At 56.6% G+C, this 26,019-nt stretch carries 21 protein-coding genes and 1 tRNA gene; 15 read left to right on the top strand and 7 right to left on the bottom strand.

The genetic code is table 11. From position 1 onward, the window contains the following. Positions 1–47: 47 nt before the first annotated feature. The 5 genes from EJ361_RS14080 to EJ361_RS14100 all read right to left on the bottom strand — a co-directional run bounded on the left by EJ361_RS14080 (position 48) and on the right by EJ361_RS14100 (position 5,087). Positions 48–560: a glycosyl-4,4'-diaponeurosporenoate acyltransferase CrtO family protein gene (locus tag EJ361_RS14080; protein WP_126246271.1), complete on the bottom strand. Its 513-nt coding sequence runs from the start codon at positions 558–560 to the stop codon at positions 48–50. Between the two features lie 168 nt (positions 561–728). Continuing rightward, entirely contained in the window at positions 729–1,796 is a 1,068-nt protein-coding gene (locus tag EJ361_RS14085) for a DNA polymerase beta superfamily protein (protein ID WP_126246272.1), read from the bottom strand. Then, entirely contained in the window at positions 1,793–2,539 is a 747-nt protein-coding gene (locus EJ361_RS14090; RefSeq protein WP_126246273.1) for a nucleotidyltransferase domain-containing protein, read from the bottom strand. The genes EJ361_RS14085 and EJ361_RS14090 overlap by 4 nt, the downstream gene beginning before the upstream one ends. A gap of 42 nt (positions 2,540–2,581) precedes the next feature. Next, on the bottom strand, positions 2,582–4,819 hold the full coding sequence (locus tag EJ361_RS14095; RefSeq protein WP_126246274.1) for a hypothetical protein: 2,238 nt from the start codon (positions 4,817–4,819) through the stop codon (positions 2,582–2,584). Positions 4,820–4,964: 145 nt separating this feature from the next. Further along, positions 4,965–5,087 (bottom strand) — tRNA-OTHER (locus EJ361_RS14100). A gap of 243 nt (positions 5,088–5,330) precedes the next feature. Between EJ361_RS14100 and EJ361_RS14110 the strand changes: the two genes are divergently transcribed. From EJ361_RS14110 to EJ361_RS25635, 3 genes are all read left to right on the top strand, one after another. After that, on the top strand, positions 5,331–6,401 hold the full coding sequence (locus EJ361_RS14110) for a helix-turn-helix transcriptional regulator (protein WP_126246275.1): 1,071 nt from the start codon (positions 5,331–5,333) through the stop codon (positions 6,399–6,401). Positions 6,402–6,680: 279 nt separating this feature from the next. After that, positions 6,681–7,940 (top strand): ROK family transcriptional regulator, encoded by a 1,260-nt coding sequence (locus tag EJ361_RS14115; RefSeq protein WP_126246276.1) that lies wholly within the window; start codon positions 6,681–6,683, stop codon positions 7,938–7,940. 51 nt (positions 7,941–7,991) lie between these two features. Next, positions 7,992–8,132, top strand: coding sequence for a hypothetical protein (locus tag EJ361_RS25635; RefSeq protein WP_164714237.1), 141 nt, complete (start codon positions 7,992–7,994; stop codon positions 8,130–8,132). On the opposite strand, the gene EJ361_RS14120 is transcribed toward EJ361_RS25635, so the two are convergent. Together EJ361_RS14120 and EJ361_RS14125 are read right to left on the bottom strand one after the other, a co-directional pair. Further along, on the bottom strand, positions 8,129–9,532 hold the full coding sequence (locus EJ361_RS14120) for an eCIS core domain-containing protein (RefSeq protein ID WP_126246277.1): 1,404 nt from the start codon (positions 9,530–9,532) through the stop codon (positions 8,129–8,131). The genes EJ361_RS25635 and EJ361_RS14120 overlap by 4 nt on opposite strands. 211 nt (positions 9,533–9,743) lie before the next feature. After that, entirely contained in the window at positions 9,744–10,775 is a 1,032-nt protein-coding gene (locus EJ361_RS14125) for an energy transducer TonB (protein WP_126246278.1), read from the bottom strand. Positions 10,776–10,898: 123 nt separating this feature from the next. Between EJ361_RS14125 and EJ361_RS14130 the strand changes: the two genes are divergently transcribed. The 12 genes from EJ361_RS14130 to EJ361_RS14185 all read left to right on the top strand — a co-directional run bounded on the left by EJ361_RS14130 (position 10,899) and on the right by EJ361_RS14185 (position 25,926). Then, complete coding sequence (locus EJ361_RS14130; protein WP_126246279.1) at positions 10,899–11,579, top strand: FadR/GntR family transcriptional regulator; 681 nt, start codon at positions 10,899–10,901, stop codon at positions 11,577–11,579. A 321-nt stretch (positions 11,580–11,900) separates the two neighbouring features. Beyond that, positions 11,901–15,248 (top strand): SusC/RagA family TonB-linked outer membrane protein, encoded by a 3,348-nt coding sequence (locus EJ361_RS14135; RefSeq protein WP_126246280.1) that lies wholly within the window; start codon positions 11,901–11,903, stop codon positions 15,246–15,248. 25 nt (positions 15,249–15,273) lie between these two features. Continuing rightward, entirely contained in the window at positions 15,274–16,752 is a 1,479-nt protein-coding gene (locus tag EJ361_RS14140; RefSeq protein WP_126246281.1) for a RagB/SusD family nutrient uptake outer membrane protein, read from the top strand. Between the two features lie 10 nt (positions 16,753–16,762). Next, positions 16,763–17,920, top strand: a complete 1,158-nt coding sequence (locus EJ361_RS14145) for a sialidase family protein (RefSeq protein WP_164714238.1) — start codon at positions 16,763–16,765, stop codon at positions 17,918–17,920. A 12-nt stretch (positions 17,921–17,932) separates the two neighbouring features. Then, positions 17,933–19,081 carry a sialidase family protein gene (locus EJ361_RS14150; protein WP_126246283.1) on the top strand — a complete coding sequence of 383 codons (1,149 nt, stop codon included), beginning with the start codon at positions 17,933–17,935 and terminating at the stop codon, positions 19,079–19,081. A 17-nt stretch (positions 19,082–19,098) separates the two neighbouring features. Next, positions 19,099–20,061 (top strand): dihydrodipicolinate synthase family protein, encoded by a 963-nt coding sequence (locus EJ361_RS14155; protein WP_126246284.1) that lies wholly within the window; start codon positions 19,099–19,101, stop codon positions 20,059–20,061. 4 nt (positions 20,062–20,065) lie between these two features. Then, on the top strand, positions 20,066–21,574 hold the full coding sequence (locus EJ361_RS14160) for a LamG-like jellyroll fold domain-containing protein (RefSeq protein WP_126246285.1): 1,509 nt from the start codon (positions 20,066–20,068) through the stop codon (positions 21,572–21,574). A 63-nt stretch (positions 21,575–21,637) separates the two neighbouring features. Further along, positions 21,638–22,681 (top strand): galactose oxidase, encoded by a 1,044-nt coding sequence (locus EJ361_RS14165; protein WP_126246286.1) that lies wholly within the window; start codon positions 21,638–21,640, stop codon positions 22,679–22,681. Between the two features lie 39 nt (positions 22,682–22,720). Continuing rightward, positions 22,721–23,974 (top strand): MFS transporter, encoded by a 1,254-nt coding sequence (locus EJ361_RS14170; RefSeq protein ID WP_240646634.1) that lies wholly within the window; start codon positions 22,721–22,723, stop codon positions 23,972–23,974. A gap of 23 nt (positions 23,975–23,997) precedes the next feature. Next, positions 23,998–24,612, top strand: a complete 615-nt coding sequence (locus tag EJ361_RS14175) for a class I SAM-dependent methyltransferase (RefSeq protein WP_126246287.1) — start codon at positions 23,998–24,000, stop codon at positions 24,610–24,612. Between the two features lie 48 nt (positions 24,613–24,660). Next, positions 24,661–25,101 (top strand): PepSY-like domain-containing protein, encoded by a 441-nt coding sequence (locus EJ361_RS14180; protein WP_126246288.1) that lies wholly within the window; start codon positions 24,661–24,663, stop codon positions 25,099–25,101. Positions 25,102–25,122: 21 nt separating this feature from the next. Then, positions 25,123–25,926 carry an alpha/beta hydrolase gene (locus EJ361_RS14185; protein ID WP_126246289.1) on the top strand — a complete coding sequence of 268 codons (804 nt, stop codon included), beginning with the start codon at positions 25,123–25,125 and terminating at the stop codon, positions 25,924–25,926. The last annotated feature ends 93 nt before the right edge of the window (positions 25,927–26,019 follow it).

The following is a 26,019-nucleotide window of genomic DNA, read 5'->3' on the forward strand; positions in this document are numbered from 1 at the left end:
CGTCCGCGCAGGTTTTCTTGTTTGGCAAGATCGGCCCGATCGTGATTTTACAATACTTCGCGGGTTAACCGCTCGATCCGCATCCGGTTATACTGTTGCAGGATAATGGCCGCCACATTGAAAACGAGATTGGCCGTGAGGATGAGCGCTCCCATCACCCAATATCCAAACGCAAAAGCATGTAAACCCGAAAGGAGGAAAAAGAAGCCGCAAATGAGGTGAAATCGCTCGAACATATCAACGGTGGAGAGATATTTTTTCGCACCGGCGAGGTCGCCGACGGTGTTGCCGGCATTGCGGGTGGCGGCATTGGCCCAGTCGCCGTTTTGCGTGAGTTTCCGAAAGGTTTTGACGCCCAGTTTTTCTAATCCCCGGCGCGTGGTGGCGAATTGCGTCCATTTCAACAGCGGGCGGGGCAGCAGGCCTATTACACATGAAGCGATGTTGAATATCCAGGCCCATACGTCCCAACCGGCCAGGAGCCAGTACCAGAGCAGGGGAGCGCAGCACAGGATCATCCAGAAGAAGTTGATGAGCTGGTTAAGAAATTGGGTTTTCATGTCGGGCGATTTTGTCCGCAATCGGGTTCGGTCCCGGAAGTTACGGAAGATTTTCAGCTTCGGGGGGAGCAATGGTAAGTGCTCCCGAAATCCGGAAGCCCGCCTTTTCAGGGGCGGGACATTCCGTTTCGGTATAGGGCAACAATCGGCGGGCTAAACCCGCCCTTATCAGAGAACAGCAGGGTAATACAGTTTTTCGCGCACCGCCGCCAGCGCCTTTCGCGCGGCATCTGTATCGGGCTTGTCGGGCAGGGGGCTCTTCCGGGCAGCGGATGCTATGGTTGCCATCAGCGCTTCCGCTTCCCGGAGCAATTCATCGTAATCCCGTTCCCCGCGCTTGATGGCGAGCAGTTCTTCCCGGTCGTGCCGCCAGACCGGCAATTCGCCTTCGGTAAACAGTTCGTGAGCCATGCGCAATAGCCGTGTGGTATGCATCATGTTCTTCGCATCGAACCCTTTGCCGTGCGCCTGGTTGCCGGTGAACCGCGCTTCGTTGCGCTCGCTCACCCATTTCCAGTATGCGGCGTAAGACCGGCAGTGCGCGGAATAGGCTTCCTGGTTGAAGAAAAGGTACGCTTCCGGTGTTGTTCCCTTAGCTACCGGCGAGCCATGCACATCATCGCTATCCGCACTGGAAACGATTCCCCGGTATCCCGCGTTTTCGTCGTAATACAGGGCGTACAGGCCTTTGGTATGCGGCATCGCCGTGAGGCCGCAAAATTCCGCGCGCCTGCGCGTGGCCCGCAACCAGGCGGCCAGCGCTACCGTTTTGCCGCCTGCCGTCACGTAACAGCAGTCTATGACGGTTTTTCGCGTTTCGGGCTCGGGGTTGTTGATTTTCTTGTTCAGTCCCTTCGCTTTCCCGATCTGCGACCAGGCGTACCCGGCGAAGGTTTCCTCTGCCAGTTTCGAAAAGAACATTTCCTTTGGGAACGCGTCCATTAAAGGATGCCGGAAATTTACCGCAGATGCCGGCGTACAGAGCAATTCCAGCATGTTGGGATTATTCTTGCACAGCAATTCCACAAACCGTCCCAGTTCGTAATACACGGCGTCGTTAGATGCGTTGGCCACCTGTGGCACATATTCCCCCGAAAAGAACAAATGCCGGGGCAGGTAAAACACACCTTTCATATCGGTGTCGGACGATGGCGTGGCCAGCCCATAAGCCCGGCTGCCGCTCAGCGCTTCGAAAAGCACGAGGCCATTCGCTTTCAGGTAAGCTATGTCTATCATAACAGCATTTTTTGAAAGTATGCATCCAGCGGCGCGGTGGATACGGACATCCTGTTTTCGGAAGATGCCGCATCCGCGAGCGATTGCATGCGTTCGGTCATAAATTGCATTAGTTCTCCGGGAACTTCCACCGGCGCGCTTTCCGCCGCTTCCGTTTTCCATCGTATCAAATCATTCACCATCCGCTGTATATTGGCAGGCGCCAGTTCCAGCAAAGGTGGCAGGGTCATGGGCGGATACGCGCCCTTCGTCGCTATCCAGTTGGCGGCAAGCAGCGGGCGCAGTACGTAGAACAGTTTCTTGATGCCTATCTGCTTTTCCCGCATCGTGGAAAGCGCACCCTGCGCGATGCCGAGATAGTGGTGTATCTGCCGGCGGCTGTTGAAATACTGTGGAAACAGGTCCATCAAGCTTTCGCGGAAACCTTCCTGCTCCATGTACACTACGGGTGATTGCAGCCATTCGAAAGGCGTGCAGTTCGATTTATACAGCAGGCGTAGCAGCTTGCGGAGGTCCCATCCGCATACGTCCAACTCGCTGGTCAATGGCAGCGACAATTGTTCTTTGGCATCGCTGAGCGAAAGGTATGCCTCCGGTTTTTGAACATATATGAATCTGGCGTCATAATCGCTGTCCGGCGATGGAAAGCCCCAGGCCCGGCTGCCCGATTCGCAGGCGAAGAGTATCTTCACCTGGTGGGCAGCCGCGAGGGATTGCAGCGATGTCACTATTTGTTGACTCATTGGGTTATGGATGTAAGGCCGGCGATGCCCCGAAGGGCGTCGTCAGTCGGTCAGTAATTGTGTTACGGCGGCGATGTTGCGCGCCCATTCTTTCGTATAAGCCTCATCGGCATCCTGCGCTTCTTGCACGATCGTCAGCCCCTGTGCCTGGGCTTTCAGTTCCAGCAGCCGCCCCACGGTAGTCCGCGCCTGGAGCTTTGCCAGTTGCAGTTCCAGTGTTTTCAGGCTCAGGCTGTGGGCCGTTTGCCCGTCGAACGCCTGTTCCAGCCAGATGATCTCGCCGGCGGAAACGTCGAGCACGCCGAAGATCAGTCCCTTGGTCAGCGACTGCGTGATCCGCACCTGGTGCTGCACGCAGGAAGGGTCGTAAGCCACGCCGGTATCGGCATCCACCTTCATGCTATGTACGCTGTTCATCCACCCGGTCACGAGGTTGGGGGAGATGGCGCCGTTGCTGTAGGCGTTGCAGGTGAACACGGCGTATCGTGCACCCGCTTTTTGCAGCACGTCGAGGTCGATGTCGATGTACTCCGCGGTACCAGTCCAGTTCGGGATGGCGCGGATGTCTCCGCTATGCCGCGCGCCGGTGATGTTCAGTCTTACGTAGTTGCAGATCTCCGTTTTCCTTTCGTAAACGATGCCTGCGCTCAGGTCCATGTCCAGGGGCTGCGCCGGTAGATGCTTTCCCCATTGCATGAAGAGGCGCACCTGGTTGCCCGGAACGGGGAAGCGTGTTCCCATGAGGGCAGACGGGAGATCTTGTACGTTCTCGGAACGTTCTCCCACGGGCATCGGCATCATCTGCAATACCGGGTCGATGAACAGGGTGCGGCTCGCGGTAGGCTGTGCGGCATAGCGGTCGAACATCGTCTCAATGAACACTTGTTCGATACCCTTTGCCATGGCCTCCCGCTGCTCGTCGGGATACAGCGCCAACAGTTGGTTGGGTTTTACCTGCATGGTGGTTCCGCCCAGGGGCTTCACCGCCCGGGGCATTTTCAGTACGAAGTAGTTCTCTGCATAGTTGTTCAGCGTCAGCAGCAACCGTGCAGGCACCTGTCCTTTCACGCGTCCGAAAGCCTGCAGCGTTTCTTCTTTCCCGAACCACAGCATGTTGGAGAACAGCGCCCGTGCGAACTGCCCGGGGCGTTCCTGCAGCAAGCCGAATGCAGTGGTTGCGTCGTAGCGGATGCGCGCCGTTTCCAGTTTCCCGGCCCATACTTCGTATTTCCGGTGATAGAAAACATGGAGCAGCCGTTCCAGTTTTTCCATGCCCGGCCGGTGGCTGAATTCAGCGAGGCGGAGCGCACGGATGTAGCGCACCCAGATTTCCCTTTTAGGGTGCATCTGCTCGGCCGCTGTTTCGGCGGACAAAGGCATCTCGTTGATCCATCCCGCTACCACGCGTGCTTCCTTTCTTCCGTACTTCAGTTTCAGCCGGGCTTTGGCGGCGGCCTGCGCTTTTTGTGCCTTTCCGGCGCCAGGCATGAGGTGCAGGTTGTTCCGCGCAGTGCGCTTTGCAATAACGGACGGCTGCACGATTTGCAGGAACCCGGTATGCCGGAACCACAGGTATCGCAGGATATCACCGGGCGATTGCAGGAATTTTCCCGCTTCCTTTTGCTTGCCGGCGGCTGCCAGCGCGGCGATCACGAGCATGAGGGTTTCTTTCATCCCGATGGCCACGTCGGGCAGCGGGTAATGTGCCAGCAAAATGCGGAGGGAATCTGCCTGTGTGGCGTCCAGCGCGGTTTTGGAGGTCAGCAGGTCGCGGAGCGCGGTTTGCATCGAAGCATCCGTCCACAACGTGAGCAGTTTATAAGCTGAACCCTGTCCCGTAAAAATCTTTCCAGTTTCGAACGGCGTTCCGCAGAACGGGCAGCCATTGTAACGCTCGAGGGGGAACGTATGATCGGGGATCAGGTGCCCGCAGGCGAGCGTGGTTCCTTCGAAATCTTCGCGGAAAATATTTGCGATAGCGGTAACCCAGTGATGGGCGCGTTTTTCGCCGGTAGGCTGGTCCCATCCTTTCACGAGGGGCGTCCAGTTCCGGTTCACCTGGAGGGTTTCGCGGAAAGCATCGTAGACGGCGAGCACGGCCGGCGCGGGCAGCTGGTTCACCTGGTGGAGGAGCGGCTCGTCCATCCGGAATCCCAGCTTCGCGAGGTTGACAGCCAAGCCGGCCGCAGGTTCCCGGAGGGTTTTGGAAACACAGGCGCTCGTTTCCGGGAGGTACACCGCCTGGTGGCGGATGGCGACTGTTTGTAATTGTTTGTTCATGATGGTTGCATAAGGGAGGTGAGCCCGCCGCTCGATCATTTTGTGTGATGGGAGTAAGCGGCGGTTGACCTCCGGTGAAGTAATCGCCCGGCTGCTTTAAGGGTCGGACCTTTCGGTCCGGGCGAAGTAAGCCGGACTTGACCTTTGGCGGAACAGGCGGGATTCGAACCCGCGACACGGGCGTTAAGTCGCTGAAGTAAGTTCAACCTGGCCTCTCATGTTGGGCAATCGTTGAACTAACCTGCTCTACCAGCTGAGCTACTGTTCCGTTTTTTTGCGTCGTAAAGAGCTATCGTTGTTTGACAATGCAAATATTTGCGCAGTAGCATGCAGGGGACTTGCGCAGTTGAAAGAAATTATAAAATATTTTTTAATTGATTGATAGTTAAAGTTTTAAATCGTAATTAATTGGAATGAAGCATAGAGGGTCAGCAGAACTGCGCAACTCTTTTGCGTAGTTCTGTTGCGTAATTGGACCGGGTAGGATATATTTACCGGAAATCCCCTACCCATGGCGATACATAAAGTTGCCCTGATCCGTTACAAGACGATCGACCAGTGCCTCCGCAACAGCCACCGCAAATGGACGCTGGAAATGCTGATCGAAAAAGTGTCGGAAGCCCTTTACGAATATGAAGGCATCACCGGTGGTGTGAGCAAACGCACCGTTCAGGCCGATATCCAGCTCATGCGTAGCGATAAGCTCGGCTACAACGCGCCCATCGTGGTGTTGAACAAACGCTACTACACGTATTCCGAAAGCGGTTACAGCATCAACCAATCGAAAGTGACGGACGCCGATGTGGAGAAGATGTCGGAAATCGTGAGCGTGTTGCGCCAGATGAACGGATTCGATTATTTCGATGATATGAACGATATCATCGCCCGGCTGGAAAACAGCCTGCATAAATCCGTCAACCGCGAGCATAACCACATCCAGCTCGAAGGCAATAAATTGTTGAAAGGCCTGGAGCACATCCTGCCGCTGTACCAGGCCATCCGCAAAAAAGTGCCGCTGCTCATCACTTACCAGTCTTTCAAGGCGAAAGCGCCCATCCCGGCGGTATACCACCCGTATCTGCTGAAGGAATACCGGAACCGGTGGTTCCTCATCACCCATCCGCGGAAAGGCAGCGCATTGACGACCCTGGCGCTCGACCGGATCGTGGAGTTCATGGAAATGTCCCCCAAAGACTATATCCCCTACACCGGCATCGACTTCGAACGGTATTTCGCGGAAACGATCGGGGTTACGCGGTCGGAGCGCGACCGCCCGCAAAAGGTCGTCCTCTGGGTGCACCCCAACCAGGCGCCCTATGTGCTGACGAAGCCACTTCATCATTCGCAGCAACTCCTCCGCCAGGAGGCAGACGGGAGCATCATGATCCGGATAAACGTAACGCTGAATTTCGAACTGGAACGCGAGATTTTGGGTTTCGGGGAAATGATGCGGGTGCTGGCGCCCAGGAACCTGATGGGGTTCATCCGGAAAAGACTCCAAAAGGCAACGGAGCAGTATGCAACCGCCAAAAAGGAATTGAAGAGCACCGATTTCGGGCAGAACGGATCCAGAATCGGCTAAAATAGAAAAACCGGTCTTTTCGACCGGTTTTCTCAATCATCATCTCTGTCGCTTATTTCCTGCTTTTACCAAATGCCTGCCTGTCGTAAAAATCCCCGCTGCTAAAGGCCGGTCGTTTTGCATGTTGTAGCCGGCCTTCCCCATTAATTTGATGTATGCAGGTACAATAACGGGACTAATTTTTCCATGCCGAAATCTTTTTTTATTTTTTAATAGAAATTAGTGACTTCATTAAAAAATTTTTCAAAGATTTGTAGTGAACCGGAAAACGCAGGTCATATGAACGTTAATTTGTTAAACCGCGAACCTTTCGCGATGGACCCGACTTTGAGCAGGAAGCAAATTCAGTTGAGATACAGGCTGCTGCAACATCTGTATACCAACGGCCCCTCGTCCATCTCGAGCCTTTGCGACACCATCGGCATCAGCGCGCCTACGGTTTTCAAAATGCTGGCGGAACTGACGCGGGAGAAGATCGTGGAGAAACGCGGGGTCGGGGAATCGATCGGCGGTCGGAAACCGGACCTGTTCCGCCTCCAGCGCAACGTGATCTTCGAAATTTGCATCGATATAGAACTGTTCAAAACAAGCATGGCGATCGTGGATAATAACAACCACTTCGTAACGCCCGTCAAAACCGTTCCCGTAGCCCTTTCCCGCAACCGGAAAGCCTTCTTCGAAACGCTTATCGAGCATGTGCGCGACCTCATCCGCACCGCCGAAATCGAGGAATCCCGCCTCGTAGGCTGCTCCGTGGGCATGCCCGGGCTCATCGATCCCATCACGGGCGAAAACTACAGCTACCTCCTCGATGAAACCGACGGCCTCACATTACGCGAAGCTTTCGAACAGCAACTCGGCATGCCCGTAGTGATCCAGAACGATGTAAAAGGTTCCGCCCTCGCCGAATTGCGGTATGGCCATGCCATCGGCCGCAAGAACGTACTCGTGATCCTTATGGACTGGGGCATCGGCCTTGGTATCATCATGGACGGAAAGGTGCAGCACGGCAGTTCGGGGTTTTCGGGGGAAATGGGGCATATGCCTTTCGTGGAAAACGGGGAACTGTGCTATTGCGGCAAATACGGCTGCCTGGAAACGGTGGCGTCGGGGATGACGTTATCGAAAATGGCACGGGAAGGGATTTTATCGGGACAGAACTCCATTATTAACGACCTGTCTAACAAAGAGATATACCGCATCGAAACGGAACTGATCATCCGCGCGGCCAACAAGGGCGACCAGTATTCCATCCAGCTGCTGTCCAACATCGGGACCAACCTCGGCAAGGGCATTTCCATCCTCATCCAGCTGTTCAACCCTGAAATGGTGATCCTGAGCGGCAAGATCGCGGCGGCGCGGCAATACATCACCCTGCCCATGCAGCAGGCGATCAATACGTATTGCATGACGCAGATCCGGGAAAAAACACAGATCGTATCGTCTGAACTGGGAGACGATTCGCGGCTGCTGGGGTACGCGGCGGCGGGGATCACCTGGTTTTTCGAGGCCATGATCGCCGATGCGAAAGACCGTTGACGCCCCCTGTACGAAAGCCGCACCAAACAGGGCATTTCTATCCTGCACCGCGTGAAAGCGGCGCTCAAACGGACGGTCCGGTACTATTGCATCCTGTCGGGCATCGTGCGCCTGGACGGGGGATCGGTTTTTATACTCCACCTGATCATGGGCAAACTGAAGATCATCCGGATCGTGAAGGGTAATGATTAGATGAACTTGTCCTTCACTCCGGAAGACTTCGGCAAACCCGCGTCGATATTGCGGTTCCACCAATCCTGCGCTTTCACGACCTTACTGTGGTTGGTTTCGTTATCGTAATTTCTCTGGTATGTGCCCAGGGTTTTGCGGATGGCTTTCATTTTGTCCGACAACTTTTTGCGCTGGCTTTTCAGCTCCTTTTCGGCAGCGGCCAGTGCATTTCCTTTTCCACAGGCTTCCACTTCCTTCGTGGTGAACGAGGAGGCGAGGGTTTGCATTTCGGTGCTGATCTTTTCGGCCACCTGGTGCGTGATGTCGAAATGGCGCTGCTCGTGATTGAGGAGCGATGTGCTGGAATCTTCCAGGCCGGTATTGACGAGGCCTTTTTTGAACGATGTTTTGCAGTCGCCGAGCCTGGACGCTTCCACTTTGACGTTGTTATGGTTTTTCCATTGATACTTGACGCTGCTCATCCGGTCTTTCACGCAATTGGGCTTGATGTTGCCGCAATCGGCCGGATCGGTGACGGTCGTGTTATAGATTTTATAGGAGGCGAGTTTCTTTTTCTTCATTTCCGCCGCACAGGTCTTTACGTCGTTGTCGCACGCTTTTTCTGAAGACGTCTGGCTTTTGTTGAACTGGCTTTCGCAGGCGGGCACGAAGGTATCGGCGTGGGCTTCGCGCTCTTTGGGGTCGTACAGCCATTTTTTGGCCCAGGATTCTTCCTGCCGCATGTAAGCTTTCACTTTGAGCTTGCTCGTATCGCCCTCGATGTTCACTTTGTAGGCTTTGTATTTCTCCGGGTGTTCGGCAGCTTTTTTGTCTTTGTCTTTTCCTTTTTCGCAATCGGTCACCGTTTTGCCCGACTGGAAAGAAGTGCCGTTTTCCGTTTCGCTGAGTTTTTTGAAGGGGTATTTCGATACGTCGAAATCTTCGATGTCCGATTTCGTGGCCGCTTCGAACCCGGTCGTTTTCTTGGGCACGTCTGCCGTGAAATCGGCCCAGGTGAGTTTGCGGTGATGGATATCGGCCCGCTGGATGCGCCTTTTGGCTTGGTTGCCCTGTTGGAGGACGTGCGTCAGTTCGTGGGCCAGGAGGTGCTGGCCTTCGGGGGTGTGGGGCTGATATTGTTGATGGTCGAAGTAGATATCGCTTCCGTAAGTGAAGGCTTTGGCTTGCACGTCGCCGTTCAGTTCCGCGGCGGATGCGCCGGTGTGGATGTGGACGTTGGTGAAATCGGCGCCGAAGGCGTTTTCCATGAAACGGCGGGTGGGGGCGGGGATGGGTTCTCCCTTTCCTGCGGTGGCAGCCAGTTTGTGCCGGGTAGAAGTTGCCTGCGGCGGATTGAAGAAAGACGGTTGGGCGGAGGGTTTCCGCGAATTGTTGTTCGGACTGCGGCGGATGTTGCGCATGGCAAATCAGGTTGCGCCCCCGGCGGAGGCGGTGATCAAATTTTTATCGGGTCTGCGATGTGCGAAGGGTAATGTCGGGGTTTCGTGTTCGGGGGCTGATGATCCGTACTATCCGCTGAAAGGCTGCTCCGGGCTGATGTACCCAAATGTACGCCAAATGATCCGTTCCGGCAAAAAAGAGGACCACGGGCCCCGCGATCCTGCAATATCCTCAAAGCCCGAACCGGACCGGCATCCGGAACTGGACGGCCACGTTCTTTCCGCCCTGGCGGCCGGGCAACCAGTCGGGCATGGCATTGATGACGCGCAGTGCTTCTTCGTCGAGCCCGTACCCTCTCGGTTCGCCCATCACTTTCGCATCCCTGACCTTTCCACCGGGATCGATCACGAAAGATACGGTCATATTCGCCGTTACGTCTTTTTTACGCGCGGCTTCGGGGTAGCGGGTGTTTTTACTGAAGTATTCGTTCAGCGCAGCGTCGCCCCCGGGGAAGTAAGGCGGTTCTTCGTTTTTGATGTCCTGCAATTGCGCCACGGCCGTCGGGATATCTTCCGGGATGATGCCGTCGAACGCGGAAACAGTGTTGGATCGGGTGAAAACGCCCTGTGGACTGCATTCGAAATATTCCTGCGCAACGTTGCTGCCGTTGTATTCGCCCAGCACGCCGTCGAGGAAGAAGAGGCGGAGCGTGGTGTCGCGCTCATGGGGGACCACGGTATTGCCGGTGAGGCGGCCGGAAATGATGTTGACCGGCTGTTCCGATCCCGATCTGTATTTCCGCAGTTCGATCCCGGGTTTTGCGATGGTGACGATATAGTACCCCGTGCGGGCGGTATCCATATACATCTTCACACCATAGCCGAATCCGGAAGCCAGTTTTGCATCGGCCGGCCGGCGGAGGGAATGCAGGTAAAAGGCATATTCGGAAATGCGGGAGGAGAGCGTGTCTGCCATGCCGTTTTCACGGAGATAGTCTGCAAGGTTCTTCGGGTTGCCGAACATGTCGAATGCGGCGGTTGACAGCTCCATGAAGGTGGCGAGGTCTGCGGCCGCTTTCGGGATCTTCTCTTCGGCGCCTCTCAGCTGCCGTTTCAATTGTTTGGCGGTATAGCTATCCCTGTTCCGGAAATCCAGCCCGATCGCCTGCGAAAGCGCGGCCATGTCGGCCGGAGAAGGCGAAAGCTGCTGTGCCTGCGTTTGCAACGCAACAAAACCGGATAAGATGAAGATGATACGTTTCATAGATATTGGAAGAGGCCGCAAATTAATCCGAATCACATGAAATGCCTTCACCGGGGATAATTTATTATCGCGTACGCCTGCAAATGAGTATATTTGTTCACTTGTGGTACAAAAACAAAATTTATGCTGAACGGTATCAAGCCGATTGCCGCCAAATCCATGGCTGAGCGCGTGGAAGCAAGCCTGCGCGAGTATTTCGCCAAAGAGAACTTCAAACCCGGAGACCCCCTTCCCACGGAACTGGAACTGGCCGCTGCCCTGGGCGTGAGCCGCAACGTGGTCCGTGAAGCGCTTAGCCGCTTCAAAATGCTGGGCATCATCGAAACGAAAAAGAAAACGGGCATGGTCATCAGTAACCCCGATATCATGGGTACCTTCGAAAAGGTACTGACCCCCGAGATCATCGACGAATCTACGCTGCAAGACCTGTTCGAGCTGCGGCTCGTCCTCGAAATGGGCATCGCCGACCTGCTGTTCATCCACAAAACCCCGCAAGACATCGCGGAACTGGAAGACATCGTAGCCCGCGAAACCAAGGGAGACAACTTCCGGATCAACAACGAAATCGCCTTCCATGGCAAGTTGTACCAGATGACCGGCAACGAAACGATGAAACGCTTCCAGACCTTGCTGCTCCCCGTTTTCGGATATGTGATGAAACTGGAAAACAAACAATACGTGTCCGGCAGGACCACGCACAAAGACCTGGTGCGCATCCTTAAAAAAGGAACGGTCCAGGAGTTTAAAGACGGAATGGCCTCGCACCTGCAGCCGCATCTCGACCGGCTCCGCCAAACGAAATAATAGGGAAGTCCGCCGGAACCGGCGGACTTTTTTTTTTTACTTTTTTTACCGTTCACAAAAATTAATACTTGGATTTTGTTAAAAATTCCTACTTTTAATATGTAGAACATAACTACTAAATAGGACATGAACGTTATGATCAACTGTATTCCAGCGTTAGAGGAACTGTAGCGTCCTCCCACCATTATTTAATTCAAACACCGCCGCCCGGCGGGCCGTGCTGCCTGTGAAAGAGCGGTAAGGCCGGGCATTTGCCGCCACTGTGAAAACGGGGGCGGGGCGGACTTTTCATTCAATCACATGTACACAAAACTTCCACACATGACATTGCTAAGATTATGTTGCTGCTTCCTGCTGCTGCTGACCGCATTGCCGGGGTTTAGCCAGGCCGGCGGCGAGCCGGTGACGGGCATGGTGCGCGATTCTGCCACGCGCGAGCCCATGATCGGTGTGAGCGTGTCCGTCAAAGGCACGTCGCGGGGCACCGTTACAGACGGGAACGGCCGCTTCCAACTGCAGGCCGGCCCCACGGAAACGCTCGTGTTCAGAATGATGAACTATGCCTTGAAAGAAATTACCGTGGGCAATCGCCACGAGATCAACGTCGACCTCGCCGAAACATCCTCCCAGTTGGGCGAAGTGCTCATCGTAGGCTACACCGAACAATCGACCCGCAAGAACACGGCGGCCATCTCCAAACTGGACGTGGCGGAATTGAAGAACAATCCCAATCCCAACCCCGTACAATCCATGCAGGGCAAGATCGCGGGCGTGTCGATCCCCATCACACAGGGGCAACCGGGCATCGGGGCCACCAACATCATCATCCGCGGCGGCACCAAACCCAACGTCTACGGCGCAGGGCTGGGCAATAACAATGGCGCGTCCATCGGCTCGGCTGACGGGAGCAACCCCCTCATCGTGGTGGATGGCGTTTTCCGCTCCACGATGAACGACATCAACCCGGAAGACATCGAATCTTTCCAGGTGATGAAAGACGCGGCATCTACCGCTATCTACGGCGCGCGCGGCGCCAACGGCGTTATCGTCATCAAAACGAAAAGGGGACGGATGAACACGCAGAGCAGCATTACTCTGTCGCACCGCAGCACCTGGGAAACACAGGCGCGGGATTACGATTACCTTTCCGCCGAAGAATATCTCCGCCTCGCCCGTATAACAGTGGCCAATACGTCCGACGCCATCGACAAGAACAACCTGTTATATAACGGCGGGTTCTCTGCCGGAACGCGCACCTTCACCAAACGCGGCGATTACGGCAAAAGCATGTACCTCACGGCGTTGTACGACAATATCGTGCAAGTGGAAGGACAGGCGTATGTAGACAACCTGCTGCAACGCGGCTGGCGCGTGATGGACGATCCCATCAATCCCGGCACCAAACTGCTCTACGCCGATAATCAATACCAGCAACAACTCTGGGGCACAGGGCTTTCCAATACCGACAACGTGACGCTGAACGGCGGCACCGATAAAGCCGATTACAATTTCTCGATGGGGTATACCGATCAGAAGGGCATCCTCGTGGGCACGCGCTACAAACGCTACAACGCGCTGGGGAATTTCGGGTACCAGGCGTCTGACAGGCTCCGGCTGGATTTCATGGTCAATTACCAGTTTACCAAGCCGAATTATGTGGATGCGTACCAGAACGACCTGGTCCGCGCCATCCGCATCACGCCGCTCATCCGCACGTTCAAGGACGACGGAAAGCCCACCACCGGCGAAAACTGGACGGTCCGCAACCGTTTCCATACACTGGAATACGACGATATCCGCACGTCTACGGAACGCGTAGTGTCTCGCGTGGCGGCCGATCTGACCATTATCAAAGGCCTGCACTGGAAACCGTCCCTTTCCTACGTGATCGACGATTACAAGGAACTTACGATGCGCAGGGCCACGCCGCCAGACGAGATCCAGCCATCCATGCGCCGCTGGAAAGACGACTATACCAATAACTCCCGGCAGCTGATGCTCGACCAGGTGTTGCAGTACGATACGGATTTTAATAAAGATCACCGGCTGACGGTGCTCGCGGGCATGAACTTCACCCGGAACACCAATCACTCCAAGGATATGGGCTCGCAAAGGGCCATCACCGATTACATTTACACGATCAACGAGCCGCCGTTGACGACGGTGAACGGAAATGCGACCACCAACGTGGCGGATTTCCGGACGGCGTTGGGAGAATCGCGCTCTGCGAGCCTTTTCGGTCAGTTCAGCTACGATTACAAAGCGAAATACATGCTGGGTGGTACATTGCGGTACGACGGTTTCTCGAACTTCGCGCCGGAAAACAAGTACGCGCTGTTCCCTTCCATTTCCGCCGGCTGGAACATCGACCGGGAGAACTTCTGGAGCAGCAATACCGTGAGCGCCCTGAAACTGCGCGCCAGCTGGGGCATGGCCGGGCTCAGCGGACTGAGCATCGTGGACACCTACGGCGAATATACCGGCGTGGCATACGCCACCTATGCAGGCGTGGTGCGTTCCGGACTGGCCAATCCGCGGCTGCGGTGGGAATCTACCGTTACCACTGACATTGCGCTGGAAGCGGGTTTGTTCAGGAACAGGATCAATCTTTCCATAGACGTGTATGACAAGTTGACGAAAGACCGCCTCACCTCCAAACCCCTCCCGTCAGAATCGCCTTTCACCTCCATCGCCTACAACAACGGCGCCCTCCGCAACAGGGGCATCGAAATCGCGATCGGCGCCAATATCATCAAGAACAAGGATTTCAGCTGGAACACGAACTTCTCCTTCGCTTTCAACCGCACCACCATCGCCGATTTGCCGGACAATGGCCGCGCGAAGAACCGCCAGGGTGGCGACATGGTGTTCGACAAAACCTCGGGCCAGCTGGTAGAAGCGGGCGGCCTGGCGGAAGGGGAGCGCCCTTACGGCGTGTATGCGTTCAACGTGCTGGGCGTTTTCGCGACAGACGCAGAAGCGGCCGCGTGGAATTCGAAGATCAAGGACAACCTGGCGTCGCCGCAGGGTATCATCGTCGGGAAGCGCGGCGGGGATTTCATTTTCGAGGATGTGAACAACGACGGCATCATCGATATGAAAGACCAGGTGTTCATCGGCTACCGCAACCCCGACAAGATCGGCGGGATTCAGAACACGTTTTCGTATAAAGGCGTTTCGCTCCGCGTGAATGCGGACTACGCCATGGGGCATATGATCAGCAACGGTGCGCTGGCCCGCTCGATGGGGCAGGGCAGGGCGTTCAACGAAGGCGCGCCTTCCGAAGCGCTGGCTGAAAACGTCTGGAAGAACCAGGGCGATGCGGGCCGCAAATATGCGCGCTTCTCTTTCGCCGATTACGATTTCGGGCAGCGCAATTACCTCCGCAACGGGAGCCTCGGCAACAACAGCAGCTACAATTCCGATGTGTCTGTCATGTTCCAGAAGGGCGACTTCCTGGCGCTGCGGGAAATCACGCTGTCGTACGATCTCCCTTCCATATGGGTGAAAAAGTTCCGCTCCACCGGCCTCAACGTGTATGCATCCGTGTACAACGTGGCCTACCTCACGGCTTACAAGGGGCTCAATCCCGAGGTTTACAGCGGCTTCGACCCGGGCGGTTATCCGCGCCCGCGCCAGTATTCGCTGGGCGCCAACCTGAAGTTTTGATTGCTTAACGAATTAACACAGAGTTATGAAAAAATGGACGATACGAATATGGTCTGCCGTCACGGCCGCGTTCCTCCTTCCCGGTTGCGACGCCATCCTGGAAGTGAAGCCGCAATCCAGTATTACGGACGAAGTGTATTTCCGCGATGAGGGTGATTTCGAGCCGAATGTGATCGGTATCTACACCGTGGTCCGCAGCCTTGCCAACAATATCACCTACGGCACAGAACGGAGCGAAGAACTGATTTCCGCGTTGAACTCGCGGTTTACGGTAGCCTGGTCGCACACGTTGTCGCCCACGTCGGGCGCGGTGAATTACGCCGAATGGTACCGTGGCATCGGGCATTGCAACCTGCTCCTGCAAAAAATACAGCCTTTTCCTTTCGCCTCCGATCCCGATCTGAAAAAGACCATCCAGGCCGAAGCCTATGCGCAGCGCGCCTGGTTCTATTATCACCTCCTGCGCGTGATCGGCGATGCGCCCATCATGCTGGAAGCGGTGGTGGATGAAAATGTGCCCCAGTTGCCGCGTTCGCCGGCTGCCGATGTGATGACGCAGGTATTGGCCGATGTGGAAGCTTCGCTGGAGTTGTACAAATCATCCTCCAAATTCTCCAAAACCGCCTATCCTTCCCGTTATCGCTTCTCCTACGGATCGGTGCTGGCGCTGAAAGCCGACGCCCTGTTATGGAAAGCCAAAGTGCTCGGCGGCGGGAACGCAGCATTGCAACTGGCCGTGGAAACCATCACCGAGATCGAAGCCACCGGCGTTCGCCTCAACGCCGATTTCGCCGACGTAACCGGCAAACGCGCCGCCGATAACCCGGAAGTGCTCATGGCCGCTTACTACCACCGCGACGAAACGCCCGGCGGCAACTACGCCAAAAACGCATTGCCGTTCGAAGAAGGCATCAAAGGCGCGCTCAACAAGGATTCCCTTCCGTGGACGGCCACTTCCGTCAACGGCCAGGGCGCTTACCAGATCAGCCCGGCTTCCCGCGCGCTGTTCACCAACGCCAACGACGTCCGCATCCGCGACACCTGGGTGGTGGAGATGCAGTCTGCCGGCCCGAAAGTAGCCTGGATCAACAAGCTCCCCGGCACCAGGTACCTCGACGATCGCGTGTCTGACAACGACGTGGTGCTCTGGCGCCTGGCCGATATTTTCCTCCTCAAAGCCGAAGCGTACGCCGCGCTGAACGATGGCGCCAACGCCAAACTGTACCTCGACAAAGTACGCGCCCGTACCGCAACCGGTGTATATTCCGGTGCGATGGACAAGCTGAGCCTCGAGAAGGAAATCCTCAACGAGCGGGGCCGGGAGCTGTTTTTCGAGAACAAGCGGTGGTTCGACCTCGTGCGGTTCCACAAAGGCGGTACACTGGACATCTACCAGTATGTGCCCAACCTCGCAGGAAAGGCCACACCGCTTTTCTGGCCTGTCAACAGCACGGTGCTCGCCAACAATCCCAACATCAAACAAACGGAAGGTTATCAACCATAAAATCATCCAGATGAAATATATGCAAAAGCTGCTGGCACTCGTTTGCATCGCACCGATGGCGCTGGCCTGCAACAACGATCAGGAGAAAATTTTCCCGAAGATCGAGCCCCCGTCCAGTGTACTTCCCTACGTATTCCAGCAGGGAACGGAAGGATACAGCTGTTTCCGTATCCCGGCCATCGTGATGACCAACAACGGCCAGCTGCTGGCGTTCGCGGAAGGACGGAAAAATGATTGCAGCGATGAAGGCGACATCGACCTCGTCATGAAACGCTCCCTCGATTCCGGTAAAACCTGGAGCAAGCTGCAGCTGGTCTGGAGCGATGCAGACAACACCTGCGGCAACCCGGCCCCCGTGGTAGACCGCAATACCGGTACCATCCGCCTGCTCATGACCTGGAATTTCGGGCACGACGATATCGGCAAGATCAACGCCGGTACCAGTAAAGATACCCGCCGCGTGTACCTCACATCTTCCACCGATAATGGCAATACCTGGGACGCGCCGAAGGAAATCACCTCCACCGTAAAAGCCCCCGGTTGGGGCTGGTACGCCACCGGGCCGTGCCACGGCATCCAGATCACACAGGGCGCTTACAAAAACCGGATGGTGGTGCCGTGCGATTATATGGAAGTGGGAGCGGGGAGAAGAGGGAATTCTCACGTAATCTACTCCGACGATGCCGGTGCTTCCTGGAAGCTGGGCGGCAAAGTGCCGCAGCTCTCCGGCCTCAACCCGAACGAAAGTACCGTGGCGGAATTGTCTGACGGCAGACTGATGCTCAACATGCGCGTAGGCGGAAACGATTACAAACGCCTCGCCAGCATCAGCAGCGACGGCGGCCTTACCTGGGGCGCGGCGTACGACGAAGCGGCGCTGACCGACCCCGTGTGCCAGGGCTCCCTGCTGTCGGCCATGGTGAAAGGCAGCCACCGGCTGTTTTTCTCGAACCCCGGCGCCACCACGCGCACGAACATGACCGTGCGCATGAGCGGCGACGATGGCGCGAAATGGGACAAAAAGAACGTCGTGTTCGAGGGGCCTTCCGGTTATTCCGACCTCGTGATGCTGGACGATATGAAGATCGGGCTGCTGTTCGAAGGCGGGCTCGCGAAATATTTCAACGGCATCGCTTTCCGGACGATCGCACTTTCCAACATTAAATAAAGAAACGCAGATATGAGAATGAACCGAAGTTTACCGATAGCGGCCGCCATGGCGATGATCGGGCTCGCGGCATGCAGCGCCCAGCGGCCCGTGGCGCAGCCGCCGGCGGAGGAGACGCACGTCGTTTTTGAACCGGGCGGATTGTACGCTTCCATGCGCATCCCGGCGCTGGCGGTAACGAAAAAACATACACTGCTCGCTTTCTGCGAGGCGCGCATCGGCACGGCCAGCGATTGGGCGGATATGCACCTGGCCCTGCGCCGGAGTATCGACGAAGGGAAGACCTGGAGCCCCATCCATGTGCTCGACAGCTTCAAACAGGGGCCCGTGGGCAATCCCGTTCCCATCGTAGACGATCGCGGAACGGTGCATCTGCTCTACCAGAAAGATTATAAAGACGCGTTTTATATTTCTTCCGAAGACGATGGGCGGACCTGGTCGAAACCCCGGGACATCACGCCCGTGTTCGGCCGCTTCAAACCCGAATACGACTGGAAAGTACTGGCGCCCGGCCCGGGGCACGGCATCCAGCTGAAGAACGGAAGACTGCTGTCGGCCGTTTGGCTGGCGGATTCCCGGAAGCTCACGCCCCGAAGAAGCCATCATCCTTCCTGCATGGCCACCGTGTACAGCGATGATTATGGCAAAACCTGGGAGCGCGGTGCCATCGTGGCCGACAGTTCCGCCCTCATTTCCAATCCCAACGAAAGCCAGCCCGTTCAACTGCCCGACGGGAAAGTGCTGATGAGCATCCGTAGCCCCTCGGCCGTGAAGCGCCGCGCTTTCAGCGTCAGCGCCAACGGGATTTCGGACTGGAGCGAGGTCCGCTTTGCGGAGGAGCTCTTCGATCCCACCTGCATGGCTTCCATCGTCAGCGTTACATCCGCGAACGGAAAGAACGCGCTGGTGTTCGTGAACCCGGACAGTAAAGACATCGAGAAAAATCCCCGGAAAAACCTCACGGCCAGGGCCTCGTTCGACAACGGGCAGACCTGGCCCGTCTCCAAAGTCCTGGACCCCGGCGCCGCCGGCTACAGCGACCTGGCCACAGGCCCCGGCAACATTATTTATTGCCTCTACGAAACCAATACGAAAGACAACAAAGGCTGGAATTACAGCCTCGTGCTCAAAAAATTTTACACCAATTGGATAACCCGTTAAAACCGACACACCACACCATGAGAATACAAGGATTGATCGCCGCCACCTTCAGCTCGTTCCATGCCGACGGCTCGCCCGACCTCACCCGCATCCCTTCGCTGGTAGACCAGCTCATCGCCGGCGGCGTGAAGGGCGTTTTCATTTGCGGCACCAACGGCGAAGGGCCGAACCTGACCATCGAAGAGCGGATGCAGATCGCCGAAGCGTATGTGAAAGCCGTGAACAAGCGTTGCCTGGTGCTGGTACACGTAGGCCACCCCGCCATCGCAGAAGCGCGCAAGCTGGCGGAACACGCGCAGCGCATCGGTGCAGACGCGATCTCGGCAGTGGCCGCATTTTACTTCAAGCCATCGTCGGCCCAAAACCTCGTGGATTGCATGGCGCAGATCGCTTCGGCGGCGCCGGAGATACCTTTCTATTATTACCACATTCCCGCCATCACCGGCGTGGCCATGGATTTGCTGGAGTTCCTCCAACTGGCGGAACCCGCGATCCCCAACCTCGCAGGCATCAAATACACCGCGTCTACCTTGCATGAATACCAGGCCTGCGTGCAATATGGCAACGGCAAATTCGATATCCTTTTCGGGTACGACGAGTTGCTGCTGCCCGCGCTGGCCGTTGGCGCGAAAGGCGCGATCGGCAGTACGTATACCTTTGCCGCACCCCTCTACCGCAAGGTGGTGGCGTGTTTCGAAGCGGGAGACATGGCCGGTGCGCAAAAGTGGCAGTATGAAGCGGTGCGGATGATCCGTTGCCTGGGGCGGTACTCGCCCATCCCTACGCAGAAAGCGATCCTGAAAATCCTCGGTACGGACCTCGGGCCGTGCAGGTTGCCGCTGGCGCAGTTAAGCCCGCAGCAGACGGAAGACATCCGTCAGTATCTCGAAGACATCCGGTTTGCCGAAACGTTGCGGGCCGCGGGGGCTTCCCTGCCCGGGAACGTTACAGCCGGCCATCATTCCCCTCACAAAAGCTAACAACATGAAACATTCCCGTTACCTGTTTTTTTGCCTCGCAGCCCTGTTGATGGCCGCCTGTAAGAAAGACGAAGATCCCAACGATTCCGTGATCCGCGATGTGGTGTTCGAATCGGACAAACAGGAGATCAGCGCCGGAGACAGCGTCGTGTTCAAGGATTTTACCGATGGATACGTAACACACTGGCAGTGGAATTTCCAGGGCGGACAGCCGGAATCCTCCACTTTGTCGGCCCCCAAAGTGATCTACTCCCAGCCCGGCACTTATGAAGTGACGCTGGAAGTGAAGAACGCCCATACACAAAAGTCCATCACCCGGAAAGCGTATATCAAAGTGGATTACAACCGCGTGCGTGCCGATTTCAAAACGGCCGCCGCGGTTTATTTCCAAAACGAAGACGTGGCTTTCAGAGACACCAGCGCCGGCCAGCCGCAGACCTGGGCCTGGGAGTTTACGCCCATGAAAGGCGGCGCCACACTGCGTTCTACGCAACAGCACCCGGTCATGAAGTTCACCGACACGGGTTATTACCGCGTGTCGCTCACGGCTTCCAATCCACAGTTTACAGACAAGGCGGTGAAGGAGAATTTCATCCGGATCCTCGACCCCGCGTCTATCAGCGCCGGTTTCACCAGCGATCAGCCTGCCACCTACGCGGGCGGGAAAATCAAGCTGAAAGACGTTTCCATAGGCGCAGTAACCGGTTGGGAATGGACGGTCAGCGGCCCGGAAGCGCACGCGTCCTCCGACCAGAATCCGGAATTCACGTTCACACAACCGGGAAGGTATAAGGTGTCGCTCAAGGTGAGCAATCCCTACAGTTCCAATGTCAAAACGATCGACAAATTCCTGCTCGTGATCCCCTCCGGCAGCCTGTCGGCCTTCGTTCCGTTCAACCATTCGGCGATCGATGCGGGACCGAACGGTATTGCCATGTCGGCCGTTGGCGGCGGCGTCGCTTTCGGGCAAGACCGGTTTGGCGTCACGGGGCTTTCGGCTACGTTCAACGGCGCTTCCGGCGTATTGCTCGCCGATCATGCCGCAACGAACTTCGGCGCGGACGATTATACCGTTTCCCTCTGGGTGAAAACCGGCTCGAACAGTAAAATGATGCTCTGGCAGGAATCCGGGCGCAACGGGAGCAAGGATAACCAGACCTGGGTCCGCCTCAACGATAATGCCACCGACCGGCGGATGCGGTTTTGCATCGAAGACGGCGTGGGGTCCACGTTCGTGAACCTCGGCGCCGCGGGCAATGTGAGCGACGATGCGTGGCATCATGTGGTGGCCGTGCGCAGCGGTAATACTACTGCGGTATATGTAGACGGTGTGAAAGTGGGCTCGGCCACGGCGCCCGCATTGCGGACAGTGTCTAACGGACAGGATTTCAAGATCGGCTTCCAGGAAGGGGCTGCGGCCAATTCCAGCTATTTCTCCGGGCAGCTCGACGATGTCATCATTTACCGCAAGGCATTGACAGACGCGGAAGTGCTGGCATTGTACCAATTGTAGCGTATGAAAAATTCTCTCTTTCTTTTGATCATATCGATGTGTTGTATGGCAACAAGTTGCAGTATGCGAAAAACGGAAACCGGCCGGGCGGCGTATCATTGGGATACGCTGCCGGCCATCCCCGGCGAAAAAGGTTTCGCGGGGTCATTTGCCGGTGTCTCGAACGGTGCGTTGCTGGTGGCGGGAGGAAGTAATTTCCCCGGCAGCGGTACGCCCTGGAACGGCGGCGTCAAAACCTGGTACGATAAAGTGTTTGTCCTGGAAGATGCGAAAGGCCGCTGGAAAGAGGCCGGAACCCTGCCGAGGCCCCTGGGCTATGGCGTTTCCATCACTACAGGCGACGGCCTGCTTTGCATCGGCGGCAGCAATGCGGAAGGGCATTATGCGGATGTGTTCCTCCTCCGATGGAAGAACGGTGCGCTGGAAACAATCCCTTTTCCACCGTTGCCCTTTCCATTGGCCAATTCCTGCGGCGCGATGGCGGGCAAAAAAATATACGTGGCCGGTGGGCTCCGCTCTCCCGGCAGTCTGAACGCCGCCGGTGATTTCTACCTGCTCGATCTTTCCGCATCGCCGGAAAAACTGCACTGGCAGGAATTGCCCACATGGCCCGGCATGCCGCGGATGCTGGCCGTGGCCGGCGTTTCGGGGGAATCGTTCTTTGTTTTCAGCGGAGCGGGCCTCCAGAACGGTGCACGCAGTTACCTCACCGACGCCTGGCGATACGATCCCGCAAAAGGCTGGAAAGCCTGTGCGCCCATGCCCGCGCCAACGGTAGCCGCACCCACACCCGCAGCTACAGATGAATACGGTACGATCCGCATTTTCGGGGGAGACAATGGCGCCGACGCGGCCAATGCCGCCACGCTCCGCGAACGGCATCCCGGGTTTTCGGATTCCATCCATGCCTACGACCCTGTGCAGGATGCCTGGTCGATCAGTGGCCGAATCCCCACCGATCAATTGCCGGACGCCGCGGCAAATCCGAACAGCAGTCTCTGGGCGCCCGTGACCACACCGCTCACGCGCTGGAACGGCCTGCTGGTGATGCCCGGCGGCGAAGTACGCCCGGGAACGCGCACGCCCCGCGTTCGCACGGCGGAGTGATAATATTTGACTAGTTTTAAATAATCCACGGACCCAGGAATGATGAAAAACGCAAGATATTACCCATGGCTCGTTGTGGCGCTCCTCTGGCTGGTGGCGCTGCTCAATTACCTCGACCGGCAGATGCTGTCTACCATGCGCCCGGCCATCCAGATAGATATTCACGAGCTGGAAAGCGCTACCAACTTCGGAAGGCTCATGGCCGTTTTTCTGTGGATTTACGGGTTGATGTCGCCCCTGTCAGGCCTCGCGGCCGACCGCTTCAACCGCAAATGGCTCATTACCGGAAGTCTTTTCGTCTGGTCTGCCGTAACGCTGCTCATGGGCTATGCCGGCGATTTCTGGCAGCTCTACGCCTTGCGGGCGGTGATGGGCGTGAGCGAAGCGCTTTACATTCCCGCGGCGCTGTCCATGATCGCGGATTACCATACCGGGAAAACGAGATCGCTGGCCGTAGGTATTCATATGACGGGCCTGTACATGGGCCAGGCGCTCGGCGGCTTCGGCGCCACCATCGCCGCGGTGGCTTCCTGGCAGGCCACTTTCCACTGGTTCGGGCTCATCGGCATCGCGTATGCCATTGTACTGATGGCTTTCCTTCGTGAAAAAAGGCCCGAAATGCAAACCACTCCCATTTCCGGACAACGGAACCCCCTTTTCGGCGGGCTGAAAGGTCTGCTGGGGCTGCTTCCGTTCTGGGTCATTTTCCTGTATTTTTCCATTCCCAGTATCCCCGGATGGGCCATAAAAAACTGGCTGCCGACGTTGTTTTCCGGTAGTTTGGGCGTGCCCATGAGCGAGGCCGGCCCGCTGGCTACCATTACCATCGCGGCTTCGTCGCTCATCGGTGTGGTGGCGGGCGGCATGCTGAGCGACCGCTGGGTGCAGCATAACCTCCGTGGCCGCGTGTATACCAGCGCCATCGGCCTTTCGCTCACCATTCCCGCACTGTTGTTCCTGGGGCTGGGGAATTCGGTGTTCTTTCTTGTGGCAGCGGCGTTTTTCTTCGGTGCGGGTTTCGGGATGTTCGACGCCAACAATATGCCCATTCTCTGCCAGTTCGTAAGCCCGCGTAACCGCGCCACGGCGTACGGGATCATGAACATGGGCGGCGTATTCTCCGGCGCGCTGATCACGGGCTGGCTGGGCCGGTCTACCGACGCGGGAAACCTCGGGCGCGATTTCGCCCTCATGTCTGTCATCATCCTCGCCGCGGTGATCTTGCTGCTGGTGACCCTCAAACCCAAATCCAGGGATTTCCAGGATGAACCGGCAAACGCTTCAAATCCGTAATTTTGCCGTTCAATCAACGGAAAATGGATAGATCGCAAAAGCAATCGCACTGGGAAAAGGTATATCGCGAGAAAGGCCCGCAAGATGTGAGCTGGACGCAGGATAAACCCGAACTTTCGCTGGACCTGATCCGGCAGACGGGCCTCGGGAAAGACGCCGCCATCATCGATATCGGCGGGGGCGACAGCCGGCTGGCCGACGGGTTGCTGGACGAAGGCTATACCAACATCACGGTACTCGATATTTCCGAAGCGGCGCTGGAAAAGGCGAAAGCGCGGCTGGGGGAGAAGGGCGCCGGCGTGAAATGGATCGTCAGCGATATAGACGCCTTCGAAGGCGGAACGTACGATATCTGGCACGACAGGGCCGCGTTCCACTTCCTTACCACGCCTGAACAGATATCCCGCTACGTGGAAACGGCCGGTCGCTCGGTGACGGGCGCGCTCATCATCGGCACTTTCTCCGAATCCGGCCCCGAAAAATGCAGCGGGCTGCCGGTGACGCGCTATTCCGAAGCAAAAATGACGGAAACCTTCGCGCCGCATTTCCGTAAAAACGAATGCCTGACGCACGTACACACCACACCTTTCGGCACCACGCAGGATTTCAGATTTTGTATCTTCACGAAAACAGCCTGAGCAACCTTTGCCGGCAGATTTTGTTAATATTGATAAAATCGATTGATAATGAAGTCATTACTGCTGATGTTGGTGTTATGCATTTCCGGAAGCGCCTTTGCGCAGGACGTCCGGGTGCAGCAATCCATTCCCCCGGTTGTGGAGAAAAATTTCAGGAAGAAATTCCCCGCCGCCAAGGATGTGGAGTGGCATCGCCAGGGCGACCGGGTGCTGGCGGATTTCGACGTGAACCGGGTGGACCATAAAGCCCTGTACGAGGCCAAAGGCAAGCTGCTGGCCTGGAAGTACGACGTCCGGTCCGGGGCGCTCCCGGCGCCGGTGACGCGCGCCATCCGTACCCGGTACAAGGGCTTTAAGGTCGATGATGCTGAAATGATCACCCGGGGCAAGGAAATTTTCTACCAGGTGGAGCTCGACGGGCAGCCGGACGATCTTAAAGTTGTTTTCGATAAGGAAGGAAAGGTGATCGAGAACGCGGATTGGTGGTGATAATTTTCTATTTTAACCCGCATGAAACACCTGTTATCCTTCCTGTTCCTGTTGCTGGCCTTCACCGCTTCCGCACAGGATACCCTTTCATATCAACGCAAAGACAATATTCCTTACCGCACCGGTGAGCAGGACGCATACATGCGGGAACGCTGCGTGCTGGATGTCTATTATCCTTCCCGCCCGGCGAAACTCCCGGTGATCGTTTGGTTTCATGGCGGAGGGATCACGGGCGGCAATAAATTCATTCCGAAAGAACTGATGCAGCAGGGTGTTGTGGTGATGGCGGTGAACTATCGCCTGAGCCCGAAGGTAAGTTGCCCGGCATATATCGAAGACGCCGCGGCCGCGGTGGCCTTCGCTTTCCGGCATGCGGCGGAATATGGTGGCGATCCGGCGCGGATTTACGTGGCGGGGCATTCGGCCGGGGGGTACCTCACGGCCATGATCGGGCTGGACAAACAATGGCTCGCCCGTTACAACATCGACGCCAACCGCATCGCGGCGCTGTTCCCCTTCAGCTCGCAGGCCATTACGCATTTTACCGTGAGGAATGAACGGAAAATCCCCGAGCTGACGCCCATCATCGATGCATTCGCACCGCTTTACCACGTTCGTGCAGACGCGCCGCCGCTTTTCCTCTACACCGGCGACCGTGAAAAGGAAATGATGGGCCGCTACGAAGAAAACGCATACTGGGCGCGGATGATGCAGCTCGCCGGCCACAAAAACACCCATCTCTACGAATTCGACGGCTATGATCACGGCAATATGCCCGGGCCTGCGTACCCATTGATGTTGCAGGAAATCAGGAAACGGAAGTGATAATGCGCTGATCGGTTTTCAGGCATTCGATCAGGATAGAAAAATGTAAGGGGATGGAAAATTCGTAACGATCGCAATGACTTTTTAAAGTTA

Origin of the sequence: Chitinophaga rhizosphaerae, assembly GCF_003958645.1 — a bacterium.
Lineage (GTDB): Bacteria > Bacteroidota > Bacteroidia > Chitinophagales > Chitinophagaceae > Chitinophaga > Chitinophaga rhizosphaerae.

Coding starts and splice junctions, on each gene's coding strand:
- EJ361_RS14080 (WP_126246271.1), bottom strand. CDS start 560: ATGAAAACCCAATTTCTTAACCAGCTCATCAACTTCTTCTGGATGATC.
- EJ361_RS14085 (WP_126246272.1), bottom strand. CDS start 1,796: ATGATAGACATAGCTTACCTGAAAGCGAATGGCCTCGTGCTTTTCGAA.
- EJ361_RS14090 (WP_126246273.1), bottom strand. CDS start 2,539: ATGAGTCAACAAATAGTGACATCGCTGCAATCCCTCGCGGCTGCCCAC.
- EJ361_RS14095 (WP_126246274.1), bottom strand. CDS start 4,819: ATGAACAAACAATTACAAACAGTCGCCATCCGCCACCAGGCGGTGTAC.
- EJ361_RS14110 (WP_126246275.1), top strand. CDS start 5,331: ATGGCGATACATAAAGTTGCCCTGATCCGTTACAAGACGATCGACCAG.
- EJ361_RS14115 (WP_126246276.1), top strand. CDS start 6,681: ATGAACGTTAATTTGTTAAACCGCGAACCTTTCGCGATGGACCCGACT.
- EJ361_RS14120 (WP_126246277.1), bottom strand. CDS start 9,532: ATGCGCAACATCCGCCGCAGTCCGAACAACAATTCGCGGAAACCCTCC.
- EJ361_RS14125 (WP_126246278.1), bottom strand. CDS start 10,775: ATGAAACGTATCATCTTCATCTTATCCGGTTTTGTTGCGTTGCAAACG.
- EJ361_RS14130 (WP_126246279.1), top strand. CDS start 10,899: ATGCTGAACGGTATCAAGCCGATTGCCGCCAAATCCATGGCTGAGCGC.
- EJ361_RS14135 (WP_126246280.1), top strand. CDS start 11,901: ATGACATTGCTAAGATTATGTTGCTGCTTCCTGCTGCTGCTGACCGCA.
- EJ361_RS14140 (WP_126246281.1), top strand. CDS start 15,274: ATGAAAAAATGGACGATACGAATATGGTCTGCCGTCACGGCCGCGTTC.
- EJ361_RS14145 (WP_164714238.1), top strand. CDS start 16,763: ATGAAATATATGCAAAAGCTGCTGGCACTCGTTTGCATCGCACCGATG.
- EJ361_RS14150 (WP_126246283.1), top strand. CDS start 17,933: ATGAGAATGAACCGAAGTTTACCGATAGCGGCCGCCATGGCGATGATC.
- EJ361_RS14155 (WP_126246284.1), top strand. CDS start 19,099: ATGAGAATACAAGGATTGATCGCCGCCACCTTCAGCTCGTTCCATGCC.
- EJ361_RS14160 (WP_126246285.1), top strand. CDS start 20,066: ATGAAACATTCCCGTTACCTGTTTTTTTGCCTCGCAGCCCTGTTGATG.
- EJ361_RS14165 (WP_126246286.1), top strand. CDS start 21,638: ATGCGAAAAACGGAAACCGGCCGGGCGGCGTATCATTGGGATACGCTG.
- EJ361_RS14170 (WP_240646634.1), top strand. CDS start 22,721: ATGATGAAAAACGCAAGATATTACCCATGGCTCGTTGTGGCGCTCCTC.
- EJ361_RS14175 (WP_126246287.1), top strand. CDS start 23,998: ATGGATAGATCGCAAAAGCAATCGCACTGGGAAAAGGTATATCGCGAG.
- EJ361_RS14180 (WP_126246288.1), top strand. CDS start 24,661: ATGAAGTCATTACTGCTGATGTTGGTGTTATGCATTTCCGGAAGCGCC.
- EJ361_RS14185 (WP_126246289.1), top strand. CDS start 25,123: ATGAAACACCTGTTATCCTTCCTGTTCCTGTTGCTGGCCTTCACCGCT.